The 20,653-nt window shown below is 55.5% G+C and carries 21 protein-coding genes; 8 read left to right on the plus strand and 13 right to left on the minus strand.

Annotated features, from left to right (window positions below; genetic code table 11):
* Window positions 1-184 precede the first annotated feature (184 nt).
* Window positions 185-1,153, minus strand: a complete 969-nt coding sequence (locus GG681_RS03880; RefSeq protein ID WP_153545312.1) for a GlxA family transcriptional regulator — start codon at window positions 1,151-1,153, stop codon at window positions 185-187.
* Window positions 1,154-1,429: 276 nt separating this feature from the next.
* Window positions 1,430-2,602 (minus strand): thiolase family protein, encoded by a 1,173-nt coding sequence (locus GG681_RS03885; RefSeq protein WP_153545314.1) that lies wholly within the window; start codon window positions 2,600-2,602, stop codon window positions 1,430-1,432.
* 94 nt (window positions 2,603-2,696) lie between these two features.
* Between GG681_RS03885 and GG681_RS03890 the strand changes: the two genes are divergently transcribed.
* The 3 genes from GG681_RS03890 (at window position 2,697) to ggt (ending at window position 5,217) form a co-directional block, all read left to right on the plus strand.
* Window positions 2,697-3,041, plus strand: coding sequence for an STAS domain-containing protein (locus GG681_RS03890; protein WP_153545316.1), 345 nt, complete (start codon window positions 2,697-2,699; stop codon window positions 3,039-3,041).
* Window positions 3,042-3,078: 37 nt separating this feature from the next.
* The gene (locus GG681_RS03895; RefSeq protein ID WP_153545318.1) at window positions 3,079-3,516 is read left to right on the plus strand and encodes an ATP-binding protein; all 438 of its coding nucleotides are present in this window, start codon (window positions 3,079-3,081) and stop codon (window positions 3,514-3,516) included.
* A 123-nt stretch (window positions 3,517-3,639) separates the two neighbouring features.
* The gene (gene ggt, locus GG681_RS03900; protein WP_153545320.1) at window positions 3,640-5,217 is read left to right on the plus strand and encodes a gamma-glutamyltransferase; all 1,578 of its coding nucleotides are present in this window, start codon (window positions 3,640-3,642) and stop codon (window positions 5,215-5,217) included.
* 40 nt (window positions 5,218-5,257) lie between these two features.
* Here ggt and hspQ read toward each other — a convergent pair whose 3' ends face one another.
* Window positions 5,258-5,584, minus strand: a complete 327-nt coding sequence (gene hspQ, locus GG681_RS03905; protein WP_153545322.1) for a heat shock protein HspQ — start codon at window positions 5,582-5,584, stop codon at window positions 5,258-5,260.
* 213 nt (window positions 5,585-5,797) lie between these two features.
* On the opposite strand from hspQ, the gene GG681_RS03910 reads away from it, so the two are divergent.
* Window positions 5,798-6,382: a transglycosylase SLT domain-containing protein gene (locus GG681_RS03910; protein WP_153545324.1), complete on the plus strand. Its 585-nt coding sequence runs from the start codon at window positions 5,798-5,800 to the stop codon at window positions 6,380-6,382.
* Window positions 6,383-6,428: 46 nt separating this feature from the next.
* On the opposite strand, the gene GG681_RS03915 is transcribed toward GG681_RS03910, so the two are convergent.
* The 4 genes from GG681_RS03915 to GG681_RS03930 all read right to left on the minus strand — a co-directional run bounded on the left by GG681_RS03915 (window position 6,429) and on the right by GG681_RS03930 (window position 12,721).
* The gene (locus GG681_RS03915) at window positions 6,429-7,019 is read right to left on the minus strand and encodes a LolA family protein (RefSeq protein ID WP_153545326.1); all 591 of its coding nucleotides are present in this window, start codon (window positions 7,017-7,019) and stop codon (window positions 6,429-6,431) included.
* Between the two features lie 77 nt (window positions 7,020-7,096).
* Window positions 7,097-9,997 carry a DNA translocase FtsK gene (locus tag GG681_RS03920; RefSeq protein ID WP_153545328.1) on the minus strand — a complete coding sequence of 967 codons (2,901 nt, stop codon included), beginning with the start codon at window positions 9,995-9,997 and terminating at the stop codon, window positions 7,097-7,099.
* Window positions 9,998-10,106: 109 nt separating this feature from the next.
* A complete protein-coding gene (locus GG681_RS03925; protein ID WP_153545330.1) occupies window positions 10,107-11,288 on the minus strand; it encodes an aminotransferase class I/II-fold pyridoxal phosphate-dependent enzyme in 1,182 nt (393 codons plus the stop codon).
* 104 nt (window positions 11,289-11,392) lie between these two features.
* A complete protein-coding gene (locus GG681_RS03930) occupies window positions 11,393-12,721 on the minus strand; it encodes an amidase (RefSeq protein ID WP_153545332.1) in 1,329 nt (442 codons plus the stop codon).
* 92 nt (window positions 12,722-12,813) lie between these two features.
* Here GG681_RS03930 and GG681_RS03935 point away from each other — a divergent pair, with 92 nt between their 5' ends.
* A complete protein-coding gene (locus tag GG681_RS03935; RefSeq protein WP_153545334.1) occupies window positions 12,814-14,040 on the plus strand; it encodes a UbiH/UbiF/VisC/COQ6 family ubiquinone biosynthesis hydroxylase in 1,227 nt (408 codons plus the stop codon).
* Between the two features lie 30 nt (window positions 14,041-14,070).
* Here GG681_RS03935 and GG681_RS03940 read toward each other — a convergent pair whose 3' ends face one another.
* The 3 genes from GG681_RS03940 to GG681_RS03950 are packed head-to-tail and all read right to left on the minus strand — an operon-like array spanning window position 14,071 to window position 15,857.
* Window positions 14,071-14,262 carry a Trm112 family protein gene (locus GG681_RS03940; protein ID WP_153545336.1) on the minus strand — a complete coding sequence of 64 codons (192 nt, stop codon included), beginning with the start codon at window positions 14,260-14,262 and terminating at the stop codon, window positions 14,071-14,073.
* The gene (locus GG681_RS03945) at window positions 14,259-14,900 is read right to left on the minus strand and encodes an LON peptidase substrate-binding domain-containing protein (RefSeq protein ID WP_153545338.1); all 642 of its coding nucleotides are present in this window, start codon (window positions 14,898-14,900) and stop codon (window positions 14,259-14,261) included. The genes GG681_RS03940 and GG681_RS03945 overlap by 4 nt, the downstream gene beginning before the upstream one ends.
* Before the next feature lie 30 nt (window positions 14,901-14,930).
* Complete coding sequence (locus GG681_RS03950) at window positions 14,931-15,857, minus strand: thioredoxin family protein (protein ID WP_153545340.1); 927 nt, start codon at window positions 15,855-15,857, stop codon at window positions 14,931-14,933.
* A gap of 73 nt (window positions 15,858-15,930) precedes the next feature.
* Between GG681_RS03950 and GG681_RS03955 the strand changes: the two genes are divergently transcribed.
* The gene (locus GG681_RS03955; protein ID WP_153545342.1) at window positions 15,931-16,452 is read left to right on the plus strand and encodes a DUF6653 family protein; all 522 of its coding nucleotides are present in this window, start codon (window positions 15,931-15,933) and stop codon (window positions 16,450-16,452) included.
* Between the two features lie 79 nt (window positions 16,453-16,531).
* Here the strand turns inward: GG681_RS03955 and xth are convergent, their stop codons facing one another.
* Entirely contained in the window at window positions 16,532-17,320 is a 789-nt protein-coding gene (gene xth / locus GG681_RS03960; protein ID WP_153545344.1) for an exodeoxyribonuclease III, read from the minus strand.
* 142 nt (window positions 17,321-17,462) lie between these two features.
* Entirely contained in the window at window positions 17,463-18,149 is a 687-nt protein-coding gene (locus tag GG681_RS03965; RefSeq protein ID WP_153545345.1) for a response regulator transcription factor, read from the minus strand.
* 170 nt (window positions 18,150-18,319) lie between these two features.
* Between GG681_RS03965 and ribA the strand changes: the two genes are divergently transcribed.
* Both ribA and GG681_RS03975 read left to right on the plus strand, forming a co-directional pair.
* Entirely contained in the window at window positions 18,320-19,408 is a 1,089-nt protein-coding gene (gene ribA / locus GG681_RS03970; protein WP_153545347.1) for a GTP cyclohydrolase II, read from the plus strand.
* Window positions 19,405-19,905 (plus strand): L,D-transpeptidase family protein, encoded by a 501-nt coding sequence (locus tag GG681_RS03975; protein ID WP_328593255.1) that lies wholly within the window; start codon window positions 19,405-19,407, stop codon window positions 19,903-19,905. The genes ribA and GG681_RS03975 overlap by 4 nt, the downstream gene beginning before the upstream one ends.
* Here the strand turns inward: GG681_RS03975 and GG681_RS03980 are convergent.
* Entirely contained in the window at window positions 19,889-20,548 is a 660-nt protein-coding gene (locus GG681_RS03980; RefSeq protein ID WP_153545349.1) for a YggS family pyridoxal phosphate-dependent enzyme, read from the minus strand. The genes GG681_RS03975 and GG681_RS03980 overlap by 17 nt on opposite strands.
* Between the last annotated feature and the right edge of the window lie 105 nt (window positions 20,549-20,653).

Below are 20,653 nucleotides of genomic sequence, written 5' to 3' on the forward strand. Positions count from 1 at the left end.
GACCCATCACAGACGTTCATCAATCCCCCTCAAGTTGCAGACGTGCCTGGAGTAGATCCACCAGCCGCGGCACCAGCTGCGTCAACTGCGAAGGTCACATACTCGAATGGGGCCATAGGACGTGGGGGATCTATCGGGCCCAGGGCGATTGTCAAAATCTACATGTGTGCAGCCGATGGGACCCTCAAAACGCCTTTGCAGGAGCCAGACGTTTGCGGCGCCGTGCGGCTGGGGTCAAACCAAAGAACGCTTTATACAGGCCAGAAAACCCGTTGGGAAATCCACACGCCAGCCCCACATCACGCACTGACATATTGGTATTGAGCAAAAGATTGTTGGCCCGATGCATACGAATTTCTCGGTAAAACCGCTTTGGCGATACGCCGAGCTGTGATTGAAACTTCCGTTCAAGCGTTCGCAGCGACACCCCAATGGTTTCAGCAATACGCGACATGCTCAGCGGGTGTTCAATGTTTTGCTGCATCAATGCCACACAGCTGTCGATCTCAGGATCACTAGCACCGGGTGTCGCCATCGCGGTCGGCGGCTGCAGCGTGGAAGGATCGCGCACTTTGTCATGAAGCAATATATTAGCAACCGTGGTTTGCGCCGCCAGGGACAGCAGCTCGCCCAGCAGCACAAGTACTATGTCGACTGTCGCCTCAAGGCCCGCGCAGGTTACAATCTGCCCGTCTTGTGCCGACAATTGATTGCCGATCTCGATATAGCCAAGCCGCTCACGCAGTAAGGTAGAGTTCTCCCAATGGGTAGTGTGATGGGATTCAACGCCTTCTTCGCGAATGTAACGCGTGGCCGCCTCAGACAGCAAAAAGATCCGTGCACCTGCATAAGCATAGCGTCCCAGAACTGGTCGCATTGCCAAATCGGGATGGTGCGGATCGGAATTGCCCAACACAAACAGAAAATCCGCCTGTGGTCTTTGCGGGATATCACTGGTCTCGACCATCACGCCGCAGGGGTTTTTGCGAATGCCACCACCTTCGGAATGAAACGACCAGGAAAAAGACGCAGGCGCAACAGTGCGATTGCTGATCCGCAGCGTATCAATGATCGCCGCGAGCTCGGTCAAAACAAAGCCGTCGCACAAAACAATATCAAAGTGCCAGCCTTTGGGAGAAGACTGAATATTCATACCGGATCCTTTGACAACCACCTGTGGCAGCGATCAATGCACAGGCAGGATGGATAGATTGTAATTGGATGCGTCGGGTGAAATATGCCTGCGCAGTTGCTTGACGGTGTGAACAGGCAAATCAGCCTTGCCCACAACAGTCTTAGCGATGGCTCTTATGAAATATAAAGAGGTGCTTTTGCAATCACATAGCGCCGATATCACCCAAACAGGCTGCGACTTTTCTTGTGATGCACAGGCGAAAAAAGGCGCAGCCTCGCAGCTGCGCCTTGTGTCTTAGGGACGTTCAATTGCGATGGCAGTGCCTTCGCCGCCGCCAATACATATCGCAGCAATACCGCGCTTCAGGCCGCGTTTTTCCAGCGCGTTCAGCAAGGTCACAATGATGCGCGAACCGGATGCACCAATCGGGTGACCAAGCGCACAAGCACCACCATTCACATTGACCTTATCGCGGGAAACACCCAGCTCACGCATAAAGGCCATCGGAACCACAGCAAAGGCTTCATTGATCTCCCAGAGATCGACGTCATCCACACCCCAGCCGAGTTTATCCAGCAGTTTTTGCGCCGCAGGAACGGGTGCGGTTGTGAACCAACCCGGTGCCTGCGCATGGCTTTCATGGCCAACAATATGGGCGCGAATCGGCAAGTCCTGCTCTTTCGCCACGCTCTCTGACGCCAGAACCATCGCTGCAGCACCATCGGAAATAGATGAAGCATTTGCCGCGGTAATGGTCCCTTCTTTACGGAAGGCCGGGCGCAGAGTTGGGATCTTTTCGGGACGCGCGGCTTTAGGTTGTTCATCTTCCGCAACCGTCAGCTCACCTTTGCGAGTCTTGACCGTCACCGGTGCAATTTCAGTATCAAATGCGTTGGCTTCCTGCGCTGCCAAAGCATTCGAAAGAGATTTCAGTGCGTATTCATCCTGCTCTTCGCGGGTGAACTGGTATTTCTCGGCGCAATCTTCAGCAAAGCTACCCATCAGGCGACCCTGATCGTAGGCGTCTTCCAGACCATCCAGGAACATATGATCCTGTACCTGACCGTGACCGATTCGTGCGCCATCACGCATTTTCGGCAACAGATATGGGGCATTGGTCATGCTTTCCATACCGCCCGCAACCATTGCTTTGGTGTGACCAAGCGCAATCTGATCAAAGGCCATCATGGTGGTTTTCATGCCGGAACCACACATTTTGTTCAGGGTTGTGGCAGGAACCTCTTCTCCGAGACCTCCCCCAATTGCAGCTTGGCGCGCCGGGGCCTGACGCAGGCCTGCCGCCAACACGCAGCCCATCAGCACTTCGTCTACGGTGGACAGTTTTGCATCTTCCAGCGCAGCACGGATCGCGGTTGCCCCGAGATCAATTGCCGATACATCCGAGAACGTGCCCTGAAACCCACCCATCGGGGTTCGACCTGCACCACAAATAACTACTTTTTCCATTCCAACTCCTCCAATTTTAAGCGAAACTCTTACCCATTAGAAAGCTTTAGCGGGTAAATTGCGCTAAACATCTCTACCTACTCCGGGGGACAGTATGACACTGACCAGCACTATCGTGGATGGCACTCAAGTTGTGACAGTCAACGCAGAACGCATTGACGCAGCGATGGCAATCCAATTCAAAGAAGACATGCGTTCGCAAACCGACAACAACCATGAGCGTGTAATTCTAGACCTTTCCGAAGTTAAATTTATTGATTCGAGTGGCCTTGGGGCCATCGTCGCAGCAATGAAACAGCTTGGCGGAGCACGCAAGCTTGACCTTGCGGGACTTACACCTGTGGTTGATAAAGTTTTTCGCCTGACACGTATGGATACAGTTTTTAGTTTGTACGCCACCCTAGAGGAAGCGACCTCCGGCCTGCAGGTAGAGACCTGAAAAGCCGCGTTTTGTTTTGTCTCAAAGAGTGTTTTCTATGGAAGAAACCATCGCCTGCTCTTTTTCGGCTACTGAGCTCGAAGCACGTTCTGGCATCAGCTCGATCGTAGATCAGCTGCGCAACCGTGGTGTACCCCAACCACGCGTTGAAGAGGTGCAAATTGCCTTAGCTGAGGCTGTGAACAACGTTGTTGAACACGCCTATGCAGATAATCAGCCTGGTGACGTAAATATACGTTGCCAGCTCAATGCTGATACGCTGTCGATTTACATTCGTGACGCGGGTCAACCGCTTCCCGATGAAAAACTGCCCGAAGGGAAACCTCAGTCGCTTGATGGCGCGATTGAGGATTTGCCAGAGGGTGGCTTTGGCTGGTTCTTGATCCGCGAACTGACCAGTGACATCCAATATGAACGCAGCGAGGGAGAAAATAACCTCGTGCTCAGCTTTGAAATTCAAGTCCGCCCAGCATAAATCCTGATGCGGGTGCTATAACAGCAACCTCCGCGGTTTTCGCGTAGGCGCATGACCTCGCGTAAAGATCGACATCTCAACATAAAGTCGCTTTTATAAAGCGTCACTGTGGGAGAGTTTCCGATGCGCGATTTTCACAAACCTCAACGTTCTTCGGTTTGGGCGCAAAACGGGATGTGCGCAACGTCTCACCCGCTTGCTGCGCAAACAGCAATTGAGATTTTGAAGCAAGGCGGCAACGCCATGGATGCGGCCATCGCTGGCGCAGTGCTTTTGGGCATATGCGAGCCACAGATGACCGGCATCGGCGGCGACTGTTTTGTTCTATTCAACCGCGCCAGCAGCAATACAATCCATGCCCTAAACGGATCTGGCCGTGCGCCCGGTGCTGCAAATGCCCAAGCGCTCCGTGCCAAGGGGTTTAGCACTGTTCCACTCAACAGCGCAGATGCGGTTACGATGCCCGGCGCAGTGGATGCCTTCTGCCAGCTTGCAGAACACGAAGGCAAATTGGGGATCGACCAGATCCTGCAGCCTGCAATCCGCTATGCCGAGGAAGGGGTTCCAGTTGCACCGCGCGTGGCGTTTGACTGGAAAAACGACGTTGAAACCTTACAAGGCGCGGCGCGTGACTGGTATCTGGTGAATGGATCAGTCCCAAGTGTCGGCCAGAAATTTGCCCATGCGGGTCAGGCCGAGGTATTGCGCCGTATTGCCAGCAAGGGCCGCGACGGATTTTATAGCGGCGAGGTTGCAGAAGATATGTTGGCGGCGCTCAACAGCCGCGGCGGTGTGCACACCGCAGATGATTTTGCCGCTGTGTCTGCAAGCAAAGACATCCCAATCAGCGGCCACTACAAAGATCTGGAACTGCTGGAGCATCCGCCCAATGGCCAGGGTGCAACTGCGATTTTGTTGCTGAATATCCTGAAGCAATTTGACCTGGACAGCTTGGATCCTTTTGGAGCCGAGCGGATCCACATAGAGGCTGAAGCCAGTAAGCTCGCCTATGATGCGCGCAATCGCTTTCTTGCGGATCCGGATCACACCACGCAGCTTGAACATATGCTGTCGCCACAAACAGCTGTGCAACTGGCACAACAGATCGATCCAAAGCGCGCGATGAACTGGCCCCTGCCAGCAAACAGCGCAGTGCATAAGGACACGGTTTACATCACCGTTGTCGACAAGGATCAAATGGCAGTGTCTTTGATCTATTCAATCTTTCACGGTTTTGGCTCTGGTATCGCCTCAGATAAATTTGGCATCCTGCTGCAAAACCGTGGGGCCGGCTTCACCCTGGAAGAAAGGCACCCCAATGAATTGGCGGGTGGCAAACGGCCGATGCACACGATCATCCCCGCCATTTTACGCCAGAATGGAAAAGTAATGATGCCCTTTGGTGTTATGGGCGGTGCTTACCAGCCCACTGGCCATGCGCGGTTTGTCTCAAACATCTGCGACTATGGCCTGGATCCGCAGGCCGCAATGGACGCACCACGCGCCTTTGCCGATGCTGATGTGCTCAAGCTTGAGCGCGGATATGGCGGCGATGTTGCTGAAAAATTGCAAGATTTAGGGCACAAGGTTGTTGTGCCGGATACACCCTTGGGAGGCTCACAGGCGATCAGAATTCACGACTCTGGCGTGTTGGAGGGGGCAAGTGATCCACGCAAAGATGGTTGCGCGCTTGGATACTAGTTGCAGGTAAGTCTGCACCAACTCAGCGGCAAAAGTTTGATCAATTCATCTGGTAGTGCAGCGTGTAGGCGGCACCATCAAACTGGTCAAACATATCACCAACATCGGGATGCTCTACTGGCTCACCGGAGTAGTCGGCAACAAGGTTCTGCTCTGACACATAGGCCACATAAAAGCTTTGATCGTTTTCGGCGAGCAGGTGATAAAAGGGCTGTTCCTTGACCGGGCGGCTATCTTCGGGAATGGCTTGATACCACTCTTCAGTGTTGGAAAACTGCGGATCAACATCGAACACTACGCCGCGAAACGGATGTTTTCGATGGCGTACCACTTGACCAAGTTTGTACTTCGCACGTGTTCGTAACATTGCTCATCTGCCTTTTTATGTTGATATTCTATACCAATTATTAAGAACTTGTCCAACTTTTGCCGTATTGGCAGTTGGAAACAATCTGTGACGAAGGGAGTGACAGTGAGGTCTGATCAGCGCCTGAGGAAACCCTGCACCGGGGCTGTTGAAAACAGTTTATATCCATCCCACTTGTTGTAAAATGCCAATCAAACAACAAAAGGCAGGCAAATGAGCAGACTGATCGGCACCATATTTCTGGTGCTGTTTGTAGCGTCCTGTGGTGGCGGAAATACGCCGCCACGCAATCTGGACAACGCGTGCAGCATCATCTCACAACGGCCAGAATACCTGAAAGCGTTCCGCGCCACAGAGCGTAAATGGGGGGTCCCCGTCCATGTTCAGATGGCCACCATTCACCAAGAGAGCAAGTTTGATTCCAAAGCGCGCACTCCACATCAGTTCATTCTGGGTGTGATTCCGGCCGGTCGGCAATCCAGCGCGTATGGCTATAGCCAGGCCTTGGACGGCACCTGGGATGACTACCGCGCCTCAACCGGTAAACGCTTTGCCCGGCGCGACCGCATTCAGGACGCAACCGATTTTATGGGCTGGTACATGAACCAGACCAAAGAGCGAAACGGCGTGTCATTGTGGGATACCCGCAACCAGTATCTGGCCTACCACGAGGGCCACAGCGGCTTTGCCCGTGGTACCTACAACAGAAAAAGCTGGTTGTTGCGTGTTGCGAGCAAAGTTGAAGCGCGCGCTTTTGAATATCAGGCGCAGCTCGCCACCTGCCGCCGCATTAGATAGTCAACAAAGGCCCGCACAATCGCGGGCCTTTTTTTCGACGAGGAGTTTAGCGCTCGTTTTTGTTTAGCTCGGTGTCAAACAAACGCGAGCTGAGCTTTACGCCGGTTTCCAGCGCACCAAGCACCACGGTGGTTTGACCACCCGCATCATCGTTGATCACCCATTTGCGCAGCTGCACCGGGCTATCGGTGAACATCAGGTCGATACTGCCATATTCCGGGTGTTCCGGATCTTGTGCGCGCACAATCGTGGCGGTGCCGTCGAAACTGTGTCCGACCACCATATTGGCGCGAGCCAGATCTACATTGCGCGCCAGAATGACCGACAGTGGCGTGCGCCGCAGCGGATAGGTTTCCGGACGCTGGTTTGACTTGGGATCAAAGATCACAACCGCACCGGCGCCTGCCACAACAACACCCGCATCCGGGCCATCATATTCAAACCGCATCTTTCCCGGGCGATGCATAAAAAGCTTACCGGTAGAGAGGCTGCCATCATCATTGATCTGGGTGAAACTTGCCTGAGCGGTCTTGAGACCGTTCAGATAAGACGAAACCTCAGTCAGGCTGAGCTTATCAGCCGCCCAGGCCGCAGGGGCGCAGGCTGTCAGTGCAAGAGCATAAAGAATCTGTTTCATAGTCCAAAACATATGTCTCCCCGGCGCGAATGAAAGCCTGTCGGCTTAAACTCGCGCATGGGGCGTGGTGAGCAGGGTTAAACTTCCTGCTCAGGTACAAGAATTTCGCGTTTGCCCACGTGGTTTGCAGGGGTAACCAGACCGTTGTCTTCCATCTGTTCAACAAGGCGCGCCGCTTTGTTGTAACCGATCGCCAACTTGCGCTGGATGTAAGAGGTGGAACATTTGCGATCTTTGATCACAATCGCCACCGCCTGATCATACAGCGCGTCTTCGCCGCCGGTATTGCCGCCAGTGTTCAGGCCAAGCACCGCATCGATATTGCCCGCCTTCTCATCATCCGGGCCTTCAACCACACCACCAACATAATCGGGTGGGCCAAATTGTTTGAGGTGGTTCACAACCTCTTCAACCTCTTCGTCTGAAACGAACGGGCCATGACAACGGGTGATTTTGGAGCCACCTGCCATATAAAGCATGTCACCCATCCCCAGGAGCTGCTCCGCGCCCATCTCACCCAGAATGGTGCGACTGTCGACTTTGGAAGTCACCTGGAACGAGATCCGGGTGGGGAAGTTTGCCTTAATGGTGCCGGTGATCACATCCACCGACGGGCGCTGTGTCGCCATCACAAGGTGAATACCAGAGGCACGCGCCATCTGTGCAAGACGCTGAATACAGGCTTCGATCTCTTTACCTGCAACCATCATCAGGTCTGCCATTTCATCCACGATCACAACGATATAGGGCAGTTTCTTGGGTTCGAACTCTTCGGTTTCAAACACCGGCTCACCGGTGTCATCATCAAAACCGGTTTGAACCGTGCGGCTGAACAGTTCCCCTTTGGAGAGAGCATCTTCGACCCGGCCGTTATAGCCCGCGATATTGCGCACGCCCATTTTGGACATTTTGCGGTAGCGATCTTCCATCTCGCCCACGACCCATTTCAGCGCAACAACCGCTTTTTTCGGATCGGTCACAACCGGTGACAGCAGATGCGGGATACCATCATAGACGCTGAGTTCCAGCATCTTGGGGTCGATCATGATCAGGCGGCAATCATCCGGGCTGAGTTTATAAAGCAGCGACAAGATCATGGTGTTGATCGCGACCGACTTACCCGAACCCGTGGTACCCGCAATCAGCAGGTGAGGCATCTTGGCAAGGTTTGCCACAACCGCACCACCGCCGATGTCTTTGCCTAAGGCAAGCGGCAGCGCCTGATTGCCATCGCCGTAATCACGGCTCGACAGGATCTCGCGGAAGCTGACCATCTCACGGTGCTCATTGGGCAGTTCAATCCCGATAACAGAGCGGCCCGGAACGGTGGACACACGTGCAGAGAGCGCAGACATTGAACGCGCGATGTCATCTGCCAGACCAATCACCCGGCTGGCCTTCAGACCCGGAGCGGGCTCCAGCTCATACATGGTGACAACTGGGCCAGGACGGACCGAGACGATCTCACCTTTGACGCCATAGTCATCCAGCACCGATTCGAGCATGCGGGCGTTTTCTTCCAGCGCTTCATCGCTGAGCACGTGCCGCTCGATATTGGTTGGGTTGGTCAAAAGATTCAGGGGTGGCAGTTCAAAATCGCTATCGGAGCTATCAAACGCAAGGCGTGGTTCAGCTTCGGCCTTGGCGCGTACCGATTGTGCGGCGGCCTTGTGAATGGTTTTCTGCACCACAGGCTTGCGCTCTTCTGCTTTGGGCAGCTCAACAATCGGAGCGCTGACACGGGGTGCAGGCTCCGAAATCGGGTCTTCGAAAGGCTCATCATCTTCGTAGGCCTCTGCCACGGGCGCATCCTGAATATACTCATCCACCGGATCTTCTGCGGTAAACGTGTACTCTTCGGGGGCTTCTGGCACAGACAATCCCGCGGTCACCGGCGGCTCGGCCCGGCCCGTATCAAAATCTGCAGCCGGGTTGAAAATCAGCGGCTCAGGCCGTTTGCCCCGGCCTTTGGTCAGCGGCAGATTTGGGTCCTCTTCCGGCGGGACATCTGCCGCGCGGCGGACCTGCACCGCTTTGGCGATCTTGGCCGAGATACGATCTTCGCCGGGCAGCTCATCAAACTCTTCCAGTTCATCATCGGTTTCGACCAAAACGTCTTCTTCAGGCTCGCTGCGGCGGATCAGATTGGGAACACGGGCAAAGAGGCCCGTTTTGGCTGGCACGCTGGGCTCTTCATCCACATAGGGCTCATCATCGATCAATGAATCAGCTGAAGCCATTTCATCAGAGGCCAGCTGCTGTTCTTCCAGCAGACGTTCCTGGCGGCGTTCTTTTGCAGCTTTTGCAGCGGCCACACCGGACGACGCTCCGCGCCCCACCAGTGACGCCAGCGTCCCATAGGTCATGATAACCCCAACCACGAGGAAACGCGCAAAACGGCCCAGCTCACTGCGGGTAAACCCAAGGCTAAAGGCAGACAGGAAAAACAGCGCAACCGCCAGCGTAAGCGACAGAAGTTTCACCCCAACGATAGGTGCGATGGGCAAAAGCAGCAGCAACATGGCAAGGAAGAAATCCCCCATCAGCCCACCAAGCCCACTGTTGTGTTCCTGGCTCCAGGCCGCGCCGGGCGGTAGGGTCGACATGTAGATTGCCAGAACGATCGGCAACAGCAGCGAGATCAGCAACCACGGCACCGCGCGTTCTTCGCCACGGTGAAGCAGGAAACGCGCGCCCCAGACCACCGGCGGCACCACAATAGCCCAAGCACCGTAACCAAGCCCAAGATACAGAATATGGGCAATCGACGCGCCAAAGCTACCCATCCAATTGCGCGCAGGGGTATCCGTGGACACATACCAATTGGGGTCTTCTGGCGTGTAAGAGACAATCATTGCGGCAACTGCCAGACCCAAAAGCACAAGCAAGAAGCCAAAAAGCTCCTTGCCTCGTTTTTCAACAGCTGCCTGCATATCACTATCCAGCAGCGGATCCCGGCCTCGCGTTTGAAATGCCATGCCTACCTCGGTTCCTCATTCACTGGTCCTGCTGTTTAAATACAGCTTGGTGGACCTTGTTGTTTTATCTGTCCCACGGCGCAAATTGCCTGCAGCGCCATGGGGTATGTCAGCCGTATAAACAGCCTTTGAGCGCGTTGAGCGCCTTGCGGGTTTCATCCGCAGGCGCAACCAAAGCGACACGTATATATCCAGTACCCGGATTGTCTGCGCCTTCGCCTTGCGCAAAATAGGCACCGGGCATCACCCGCACGCCGGTTTCTTTCCAAAGCTTCAGCGCCGCGGCTTCGCCGTCTTGCACTGGCAGCCACAGAAAGAAGCCTGCCTTCGGGGATATGTAGTCTTCGACGTCCGCGAAGATCTCATCTGCGATCTGGAATTTCTCCTGATAAAGCGCGCGGTTTTCAACCACGTGCTCTTCGTCCGCCCAAACCCGCGCCGCGGCTGCCTGTAGCGGTGCAGGCATCGGTGCACCCGCATACGAGCGCAGTTTTTTCACCCGGTGAATGGTGTCTGGACCACCTGCGATAAAACCCGCGCGAAGCCCGGCCAGATTGGAACGTTTGGAAAGTGAATTGAACAGGGTGACCCGCTCTGGATCGATGCCCATTTCCTGCGCCACTGTCAGCGCGCCAATGGGGGCTTGGTCGCGGTAGATTTCAGAATAGCATTCATCCGCAAAGACGCGGAAATCGTATTTTTCTGCCAAAGCAAAAAGCGTCCGCCAGTAGTCTTTGCTGGCCACAGCCCCCTGCGGATTGGCCGGTGAGCAAATATAAGCCGCAACGGTACGGTTCAAAATCTCAGGCGACAGGCTAGCATAATCCGGCAAATGACCGGTTTCCGCAGTGGCTGGTACAAACACCGGCTCACCTGCAATGGAAAGCGTGGCCACCATATAGACCTGATAGAACGGGTTCGGGATCAAAACGACAGGTTTCTGGCCGTTCTTCTGCTCAGGGCATAGCGCCATCGCAGCGTTATATAGGCCTTCACGCGTGCCATTCAGCGCCATTACGTTTTGCTGAGGATCCAGCGACACGCCGTAGCGGCGATCAATCCACGCGGTAATCGCGCTCAACAGTTCCTCTGATCCTTCATTGGGAGGATAGCCCTGAAACTGCGCCGCGTTCTCCATGATCACGTCGCTGACCCAGGCCGGAAAATCATGTTTCGGCGCGCCAATCGTCATATGCACCACGTCGCCGCCGGGCGCGTGATGGTCAAGCAGCTCCCGCAAACGCGGAAACGCATAGGTCGGCAGATTGGCAAACCGCTCAGGAGTATTCATATCAAAGGCCTCGGATCGGGATCATGTCGCCCCGTTTTTGACAGGTTATAGGCGCTAGATCAAAAAATCCAGCGCCCAACGCGCGTGCATTTGAGATGTTGTAATCACGCCAGAGCGGATTCAATCGCGGCACCAACACGCAATAGCGCCTCTTCGGTCATCGGAGCGGCAAGAACCTGTAACCCGCAGCTTGGGAAACCCGTGGGCAGTGAAAGGCCACAAGACCCCATCATATTGCCGATCCGCGTGTTGCGCAGCGCCAAAATATTGACGTGGGTGAAATAGGCGTGATCCTCCATCAAACGTTTCAGGTTTGGCGGCAACAGCGGCGAGGTTGGCAGCAGCACGCCATCATATCCAGCCGTGGCCTGTTGCCATGCACCGCGAATCTCACGCATTTTGACCCAGGCCGCGACATAATCAGCGCCCGAATATTCAGCCCCTGCGCGGAAGCGTTCAAGAATCTCTGCAAACATCAGCTCAGGCGCGGCTTCTATCTGCTCTTTCCACATGCCGTAGGCTTCGGTGGTATATAGGATCCGTTCCAACGCAACAGAATCGTGGACCTCTGGCACCTCGAGCGGCTCGATACGTGCACCTGCGGCCTCGAGGCGTTTCAGCGTTTGGGCATAGGCGTCGGCCACTTCTGGCTCAAGATCATCCAAAACCAGTGTCTGAAGCGCCGCAAACCGCATCCCATCAAGGCGCGCACCTTTCAGATCAATGCTCTGCCCCTGCTCGACCATCCCCAGATAAAGCGCTGCATCTTCCACAGTACGTGCAAGCGGGCCGATGGTGTCAAATTCAGGACACAATGCAACAACCCCATCCGTCGATATCCGGCGCGATGTGGTTTTCAACCCAACGAGATCGTTCCAACCCGCGGGAATACGCACAGACCCACCGGTATCAGAGCCTATCCCACAAACCGCCAAACCATGCGCAACTGAGGCCGCCGCACCCGAGGATGAACCGCCAGGAACCGCATCAGGGAAATTGATGCAGGGCGGCGTTTCTTTCACCGGGTTCAGGCCAAGGCCGGAAAAGGCCAGCTCGCTCATATGGGTTTTACCAAGACACACCGCGCCAAGCGCTGTTGCACGCTGCAAAACCGTTGCATCCAGTGTGGGCACCCGGCCTTTCAGCAGGTCTGAGCCCGCTTCGGTTGCTGTGCCAGCACTATCAAACAGATCTTTCCAGCTGATCGGCACCCCATCCACCAATGAGCGGCGCTGCCCCAGTTTCGCACGGGTTTCTGCTGCATCGGCCTCCGAGCGGGCACGCTCTTTGGTGACAACCGTGTAGATCCGGTCGCGCGCGTCATGGGCGGCGATGGCGTCAAGATAGGTCTCGGTCAAAGCACGTGGAGAAATGTCACCTGCGGCAATTCCACGACCCAGATCCCCCGCGCTCATTTTCAACCAGCTTTCCATTGCACGCTCCTTTGATAGTTTTTCGGGAAGATCTGTCGCCAGAGGCACCATGGCTCATGGACAAACCGCTCCACAAGCGCATATTGCACATCATGACCCAGAGAAGTGATATCATCATCGTGGGCGGCGGCCTCAACGGTCCTGCATTGGCCCTGGCGCTGGCCCAAAACGGCCATAGCGTGCGTGTGATTGACGCGTTGCCAGTGGCTGCGCGCGAAGACGACAGTTTCGACGGGCGCGGATATGCGCTGGCGCTGGCCTCCCAGAAACTGCTGGTACAGCTAGGGATCTGGCGCGACGTGGCAGACCACAGCCAGCCCATGAATGAAATCAAGGTGAGCGACGGCGGCCCCGGTCGGGTGACATCTCCGTTTTTCCTGCACTTTGATCACACTGAGATCGAAGAAGGCCCAATGGGCTATATGGTCGAGGACCGCTTCCTGCGCCGCGCGCTGATGTCGGCGGTGGATGCCCATGAAGCAATCACGGTGCACAATGATTGCCGGGTGGTTGCGCAGGCGGCAGACCGCGATTGCATTTCCGTCACCCTTGATACTGGCGAAACCTTTGAAGCGACCCTGCTGGTTGGGGCCGATGGGCGCGCCAGTGGCACCTGCGCCCGTGCAGGCATCAAGCGCAGCGGCTGGGATTATGGCCAAACCGCGCTGGTTTGTGCATTGGAACATGACCTGCCCCACGGCGGCATCGCACATCAGCATTTCATGCCTGCAGGGCCTTTGGCCATCCTACCCCTGCCCGGCAATCAAAGCTCAATCGTGTGGAGCGAGCGCACCGCGCGGGCCAAAGAAATTCACCAAATGGATGATGCCGGGTTTCTTGCCGCGCTCCGTCCAAGCTTTGGTGATTTTCTTGGCGATATTCGTCTGGTTGGCAAGCGTTTCACCTATCCGCTCAATCTCACGATCGCCAATAGCTTTATTGCTGATCGTATGGCGCTTGTTGGTGATGCGGCCCATGGCATGCACCCGATTGCAGGTCAGGGATTGAACGCAGGCCTGCGCGATGTGGCTGCGCTTGCCGAAGTCCTCACCGAAGCGAAACGGCGCGGCGAAGACATCGCTAGCCCGCTGGTGCTGGAACGCTATCAACAATGGCGCAGGTTTGACACCGCAACGCTTGCCTCGGCAACCGATGTGTTCAACCGGCTGTTCTCCAACGATAACCCGCTACTGCGCGCAGGGCGCGACCTTGGCATGGGATTGGTGAATTCGGTGCCAGCACTTAGACGCAATTTCATGCGCGAAGCCGCAGGGCTGACCGGAGATCTGCCACGGCTGTTGCAAGGCAAACCGATCTAAAAACAACGCCCGCCATTGGCGGGCGTTTTGTTAATCTTCCAGCGCGCGGGCCTCATCCACCAACATCACCGGGATGCCATTGCGAATGGGAAACGCAAGTCCTGCTGCCTTAGACACAAGCTCTTGTGCCTCGGCGTCATATTCCAAAAGACCCTGCGTACGCGGACAGACCAGCACCTCTAACATGCGGCGGTCAAAGGCGGGGGTTGTGGTTTCACTCATTGCAATATCTCTTCGTGTGTACCGCCGCGCAGGGCGAATTCAATAAGGGTTGTAAGGGTTTCGCGGCGGGTTGCGAGGCACGGCGCTTCGAGCAGCGCCTGTTTATCCTCTGGTTCAAAATCCAGCATCATCGACAGGGAGTTTATCAGCAGCTCTTCATCGGCTTCTTTCAAGGCGTCCCAATCTGCAGACAGGCTGCGCGCATCCAAAAACCGCTCCAGAAGGTCCATGAATGCCACACGATCAAAACGCGCATCGTCCTCGGTACGGCCAAGATCGCGATCAAAACCCGACCAGAGCACGCTACAGCGTCGATACGGCGTAAACCCGCTGACCTCGCAATCCATGCGAAACCGCGACACACCCGACAGCGTGATCATATAACGCCCGTCCTCGGTTTCTGAAAACTGGGTGATCCGGCCAGCACAGCCAATGCGATGGAGCGCATCTGCACCTTCTTTGCCTGGGCAAGGCTGGATCATACCAATCAGCCGTTCGCGCGTTTTAAGCGCATCTTCAAACATCTGCAGATAGCGCGGTTCAAATATATGGAGCGGCAAACGGGCCCGCGGCAACAACAGCGCCCCGGGCAAAGGAAACACGGCAAGCGTGTCAGGAAGATCAGCAGCCTTAATCATGATGCCAAGAACTCTAGCGCGGTTGCGCCATTAGGCAAATATCATTGAACTCAGCTTGCGACGGCCGTTCAAAACAACCGGATCATTCGGCTTGAGCGCCTCGAAAATGGTAAAGAGCTGCGCCCTGGCAGCGCCATCGTTCCATTCACGATCACGGCGGAACAGCTCCAGCAGCTCATTGACCGCTTCTTCTGCATCACCTGCAGCATGCAGCGCCTGTGCCAGTTCAAATCGCGCCTGATGATCCTCAGGTGCCGCATCAACCTTAGCCCGCAGATCACCCAAGGGGCCTGCGTTTTCAGCCTGACGCGCCAATTCAATCTGCGCCCGAGCTGCCTCAATTTCAGTGGCCTCTGCAATATCAGCAGGTGCGCCGTTCAAAACCGCCTCGGCCTGATCGAGATCACCGCCAGCAATGTGGCAACGCGCCAAACCTGCGTAGGCTCCTGCGGATTTATCATCTTCACCAATGATTGCGGAAAATGTCTGCGCCGCATCATCCACCGCGCCCTCTTCGAGCATCTGTTCAGCCGCTTCCAGCGCATCACTCAGCCCGCCATCAGCGGAACCACCGGCAGATTCCGCCAGACGTTTTACAAAGGCTTCGATTTCAGACTGTGGTACAGCGCCCTGAAACATATCCACCGGACGCCCCTGATAGAAGGCCACAACGGTTGGGATCGACTGCAGCGGCAGGCCCTGTTGTGCCAGTGCGGCAGCAAGCTGCTGGTTCTCATCCACATTGAGCTTGGCCATCAGCACAGCGCCCTTGGCCTTAGTGACCGCCGCCTCAAGCATGGGGCCGAGGGTTTTACAAGGCCCGCACCAGGGTGCCCAGAAATCCACGATCACCGGTGTCTGCATCGACGCATCCACAACATCCTGCATGAAGGTTGCTTCGCTTACGTCCTTGATCAACTCCACCGCATCTGCGGGGGTGCCCAGAATATCCATCATCTGCTTGCTCTCCACTTGGAACTTGCCCCCTATATGAAAGCAGATGGTCCAGAAACCAAGAGGGAGTTGGGAAATGGCCAAAAGATGGGCGCAAATCCTTGATCTCAGCAGCCGGGCAATGGCGATGGATGATGCCAGCTGGCGGCGGCATGCCAACCCGCTCAGCGTTTACAGCCGTATGACGGTGCTGCCACTGATGACGCTTGCCGTGCTGTCGCGAATCTGGCTCGGCTGGGGATGTGTGCTGCTGGTGGCGCTGGTCTGCCTCTGGGTCTGGTGGAACCCACGCGCCTTTGGCGTACCGCATAGCACGCAAAACTGGGCCTCACGCGCGACCTTTGGCGAACGCGTGCTGCTCAATCACAAAAACATCGCCGTACCCGACCATCATATGAGCTGGGCACAGGCGCTTGGCACGCTGGCAGGTCTGGGCCTTATCCCCTGGATCTACGGGCTTTGGCTAGTGGATCCGGGCTTTATCCTGCTTGGGTTAACACTCTCCATGGGGGCAAAGCTCTGGTTCGTAGACCGCATGGTCTGGCTCTTTCAGGATATGAAGGCCGCAGATAGCACTTACGCTGCGTGGGAGTACTGATGCGCCGCGCATCTGCGCGGCGCTTGGCCCAACGGGAGCTCGACAATTTCAATTGTTGAGCGACGGGCGGGAGAGCTCCCTAAAGATCAAACGTCGCAAACACCGGCGCATGATCGCTTGGCTTTTCCCAACCGCGCGCATCACGCAGAACCCGGCTTGAATGGGCCGCATTAGAAATATCTTTACTGGCCCAGACATGATCCAGACGCCGGCCTTTGTCGGCCGCATCCCAGTCACGCGCGCGATAGCTCCACCAGCTGTAGAGCTTTCCTTCGGGGATGTCTTGACGGGTCACATCCACCCAATTTCCCGAATCCTGCACTTCTGCCAGTTTTTCCACTTCAATGGGCGTGTGGCTGACGACCTTCAGCAGTTTTTTGTGATCCCACACATCGTCCTCACGCGGAGCGATATTGAGATCCCCCACCAGAATCGATTTTTCTGGCGCATTCTGCGTAAACCAGTCGCGCATCTCTGCAAGATAGTCGAGCTTCTGGCCAAATTTCTCGTTTTTCTCACGATCCGGCACATCCCCACCCGCTGGCACATAGAAATTATGTACGGTGGTGCCGTTTTCCAGCCGACCAGCGATGTGGCGCGCATGTCCCAATGAGGCAAAATCTTCGCTGGCCACTTCTTCGATCGGCAGGCGCGACAGGATTGCCACGCCATTGTAGCCCTTTTGGCCGCGCGCAACCATGTGGCCATAGCCAAGGGCTGCAAAATCTTCGAGCGGGATCTTATCAACCGGAGATTTGGTTTCCTGCAGGCACAATACGTCCGGCCCTTCCTCCTGAAGCAATTTCTGCACAATCGGCGAGCGCAGACGCACTGAGTTGATATTCCAAGTAGCCAATGTAAACGCCATGGGCGATCCAAATCCTTGATGTTGTCTTTTGCGCGATACTGCCGGTTTTGATGTGATTTCGCCAGCCATCGCCTGACAAAATAAAACCGCAGCTGGATGGCACACACAGCTGCGGTTCTATGCGGTTTGCATATCGCTCGATTTAGGACACCAGACGGTAGCCACCAGATTCGGTGACCAGCAGGCGCGCGTTGGAAGGATCGGGCTCAATCTTCTGACGCAGACGATAGATATGGGTTTCCAGCGTATGGGTGGTTACACCCGCGTTGTAGCCCCAGACTTCATGCAGCAGCACATCACGCGGCACCACACCATCTGTGGAGCGGTAGAGAAACTTCAAAATATTGGTTTCTTTTTCGGTCAGACGGATCTTGCGATCATCTTCTGTCACCAGCAGTTTCATTGCGGGTTTGAACGTATACGGCCCAAGCACAAAAACCGCATCTTCTGACTGCTCATGCTGGCGCAGCTGCGCCCGGATCCGGGCAAGCAGTACCGGGAATTTGAACGGTTTGGTGACATAATCATTGGCACCCGCATCCAGCCCCAAAATGGTATCAGCATCACTGTCATGACCGGTCAGCATCAGAATCGGTGATTTCACACCTTGCTTGCGCATCAGGCGACACAGTTCGCGCCCATCGGTATCAGGCAGACCAACATCAAGGATGATCAAATCATACAGCGCCTCTTTGACGCGCTCCATTGCGGTTTGGCCAGATTCAGCTTCGAAGACATCAAAGTCCTCGGTCATGATCATCTGTTCACTTAATGCTTCGCGCAGGTCTTCATCATCATCGACCAGCAGGATCTTTTTCAATTGTGCCATCGGCGAACCTCCATTTTCATCACACATGCGGGGCCGGCCCGTGATCGACAAGCTTTCTGTCACTCCCCTCACGTCGACGTGTCCGTGGTGGTAGAAATATTTCACTTTCCTTGCAAACATCGTAAGGACAGCTAGCTATCATTGCATTGTTGCACCGCGGAGACAAATTGATGAGTCTATTGCCCACCATGATCGAACTGCTGGCCCGTGCCCGCGTTGATCTGCGCATGGGGTTGCCTGTTGTGATTCAGGATGAAACGTCAGCTGTTCTTGCAATCGCCGTCGAAAGCCTGACGACGGAACGGTTGATTGAAATGCGCACCCTGGGAAATCCGATCCTGGCGCTCACCGCGCGCCGGGCGCAAACACTTAAAGCGAATGTTTATGATGATGACATCTGCCGCGTGATTGTGCCAGATGGACGTCCTCTGGGCTGGATCCAGTCTTTGGCCGATCCAAGCGACGATCTGCGATCCCCCATGAAAGGCCCACTGCAAAGCCAGCGGAGCGGGCGGCCAAATCTGGCACAGCTCGCTATCGCGATGACAAAATCTGCGCGATTGCTACCCTCTGCTCTGCTGGTCACGATCAACAACCCATCTGACTTTGCGGCCAGCAATGGGCTGACACTGCTGGATCATGCCTCAACGACACCGCTGCTAGATGAAAGCTCCCCCTTGCACCCGGTTGCCGCCGCACGGCTTCCGATAGAGGCATCGCAGGCGGGACGTTTGCATATTTTCCGCCCCGAAGACGGCAACGAAGAGCATTATGCCATCGAAATTGGCCAACCTGATCGCAACAAGCCGGTGCTGTCACGCCTGCACTCGGCCTGTTTTACCGGGGACGTTCTGGGCTCGCTCAAATGCGATTGCGGACCGCAGCTTCAGGGTGCCCTTGCGCAGATGGGCGAAGAAGGTACGGGTGTATTGCTCTACCTCAACCAAGAAGGTCGCGGCATCGGGCTTGCCAATAAGATGCGTGCATATTCACTGCAAGATCAAGGCTTTGACACGGTTGAGGCAAACCATCGCCTTGGTTTTGAAGACGATGAACGCGACTTCAGACTTGGCTCTGCAATCCTCAAAGAACTGGGGTTCTCATCGGTGCGATTGCTGACCAACAACCCAAATAAGATCGCAATGATGGAAAGCACCGGCATCGCTGTCGCCGAGCACGTTCCATTGAAAGTTGGCCTCAACCCGTTCAATGAAAACTACCTTGCGACCAAAGCGGCGAAATCAGGTCATATGTTGTGACGCCATATGACCTGGTTCTAACCCCGCGCGGTGTGCGTTTTATGGGGCGCCTGTTTCCCTGTTCAATCGGCAAAGGTGGCATCACCAACACAAAACGCGAAGGTGATGGCGCCACGCCAAGTGGTGTGCATGAGATCGTTGGCATGCTGCACCGCGCAGATCGCACGGCAGCGCCTTCGCCAATGTCCGAAGTGATCGGCCCAGGTGATCTTTGGTCCGATGCTGCGGACGACCCGCTGTACAATCAAATGGTGCGCAGGCCGTACAATCATAGCCATGAGAGGCTTTTCAGGGCGGACCCGCTTTATGATCTGGTACTGGTGACAGCTTGGAATTGGCCAGTGTCCACCCCTGGCCGAGGTTCAGCTATCTTTATTCACCAATGGCGCAGGCCGGGCTACCCAACTGAGGGTTGCGTGGCCTTCCGGCGAGAGCACCTGCATTGGATCGCCAAAAATCTGCGCGCTGGTAGCCGGTTAATTATTCCTCAGGCTTGACCCGCGCGCCAAAGATCGCAGATCCAACCCGCACATGGGTTGCCCCCAAAGCAATAGCCTTTTCAAAATCACTGCTCATCCCCATGGAGAGCCCTTCAAGCCCGTTGCGCGCTGCGATTTTCGCCAGGAGAGCAAAATGAAGGCTCGCCTCTTCCTCAACCGGGGGGATGCACATCAGGCCTTTCACCGGCAGATCCAGCGCTTTGCATTCTGCAACAAACGCATCTGCGTCTTTGGGCATCACGCCTGCTTTTTGCTCTTCCTCGCCGGTGTTGATCTGCACAAACAGGTCCGGGCAATTCCCAATTTCCTGCGCCAATCGCGCGATTGTATTGGCGAGTTTTGGGCGATCAACTGAGTGAATGCTGTTAAACAGCTCCATCGCTTGTCGTGCTTTGTTGGTCTGCAACGGTCCAATAAGATGCAGGTCAAGATCCTGATATTTATCGGAAAAATCTGGCCACTTGCCAATCGCTTCCTGCACGCGATTTTCGCCAAAGCAGCGGTGGCCTTCTTCAAGCACCGCCTCAACCCGCTCATTTGGTTGCACCTTGGAAACTGCAATCAGTTTAACGGATCCCACCGTGCGGCCAGCCGCAGCTTCTACTGCAGAAATACGGGATGTGATTTCAGAAAGGGACATGGGCGACCTCATCTTTTGCTTGGCGCAGACAAACACGGTTTTCACCCAAAAGAAAAGGGCGAGCCTGTAATAGGCCCGCCCCAAAATTAGATATGTCGGCTCAAC

The organism is Tritonibacter aquimaris (assembly GCF_009617595.1).
GTDB lineage: Bacteria > Pseudomonadota > Alphaproteobacteria > Rhodobacterales > Rhodobacteraceae > Epibacterium > Epibacterium aquimaris.

Coding starts and splice junctions, on each gene's coding strand:
- GG681_RS03880 (WP_153545312.1), bottom strand. CDS start 1,153: ATGAATATTCAGTCTTCTCCCAAAGGCTGGCACTTTGATATTGTTTTG.
- GG681_RS03885 (WP_153545314.1), bottom strand. CDS start 2,602: ATGGAAAAAGTAGTTATTTGTGGTGCAGGTCGAACCCCGATGGGTGGG.
- GG681_RS03890 (WP_153545316.1), top strand. CDS start 2,697: ATGACACTGACCAGCACTATCGTGGATGGCACTCAAGTTGTGACAGTC.
- GG681_RS03895 (WP_153545318.1), top strand. CDS start 3,079: ATGGAAGAAACCATCGCCTGCTCTTTTTCGGCTACTGAGCTCGAAGCA.
- ggt (WP_153545320.1), top strand. CDS start 3,640: ATGCGCGATTTTCACAAACCTCAACGTTCTTCGGTTTGGGCGCAAAAC.
- hspQ (WP_153545322.1), bottom strand. CDS start 5,584: ATGTTACGAACACGTGCGAAGTACAAACTTGGTCAAGTGGTACGCCAT.
- GG681_RS03910 (WP_153545324.1), top strand. CDS start 5,798: ATGAGCAGACTGATCGGCACCATATTTCTGGTGCTGTTTGTAGCGTCC.
- GG681_RS03915 (WP_153545326.1), bottom strand. CDS start 7,019: ATGAAACAGATTCTTTATGCTCTTGCACTGACAGCCTGCGCCCCTGCG.
- GG681_RS03920 (WP_153545328.1), bottom strand. CDS start 9,997: ATGGCATTTCAAACGCGAGGCCGGGATCCGCTGCTGGATAGTGATATG.
- GG681_RS03925 (WP_153545330.1), bottom strand. CDS start 11,288: ATGAATACTCCTGAGCGGTTTGCCAATCTGCCGACCTATGCGTTTCCG.
- GG681_RS03930 (WP_153545332.1), bottom strand. CDS start 12,721: ATGGAAAGCTGGTTGAAAATGAGCGCGGGGGATCTGGGTCGTGGAATT.
- GG681_RS03935 (WP_153545334.1), top strand. CDS start 12,814: ATGACCCAGAGAAGTGATATCATCATCGTGGGCGGCGGCCTCAACGGT.
- GG681_RS03940 (WP_153545336.1), bottom strand. CDS start 14,262: ATGAGTGAAACCACAACCCCCGCCTTTGACCGCCGCATGTTAGAGGTG.
- GG681_RS03945 (WP_153545338.1), bottom strand. CDS start 14,900: ATGATTAAGGCTGCTGATCTTCCTGACACGCTTGCCGTGTTTCCTTTG.
- GG681_RS03950 (WP_153545340.1), bottom strand. CDS start 15,857: ATGATGGATATTCTGGGCACCCCCGCAGATGCGGTGGAGTTGATCAAG.
- GG681_RS03955 (WP_153545342.1), top strand. CDS start 15,931: ATGGCCAAAAGATGGGCGCAAATCCTTGATCTCAGCAGCCGGGCAATG.
- xth (WP_153545344.1), bottom strand. CDS start 17,320: ATGGCGTTTACATTGGCTACTTGGAATATCAACTCAGTGCGTCTGCGC.
- GG681_RS03965 (WP_153545345.1), bottom strand. CDS start 18,149: ATGGCACAATTGAAAAAGATCCTGCTGGTCGATGATGATGAAGACCTG.
- ribA (WP_153545347.1), top strand. CDS start 18,320: ATGAGTCTATTGCCCACCATGATCGAACTGCTGGCCCGTGCCCGCGTT.
- GG681_RS03980 (WP_153545349.1), bottom strand. CDS start 20,548: ATGTCCCTTTCTGAAATCACATCCCGTATTTCTGCAGTAGAAGCTGCG.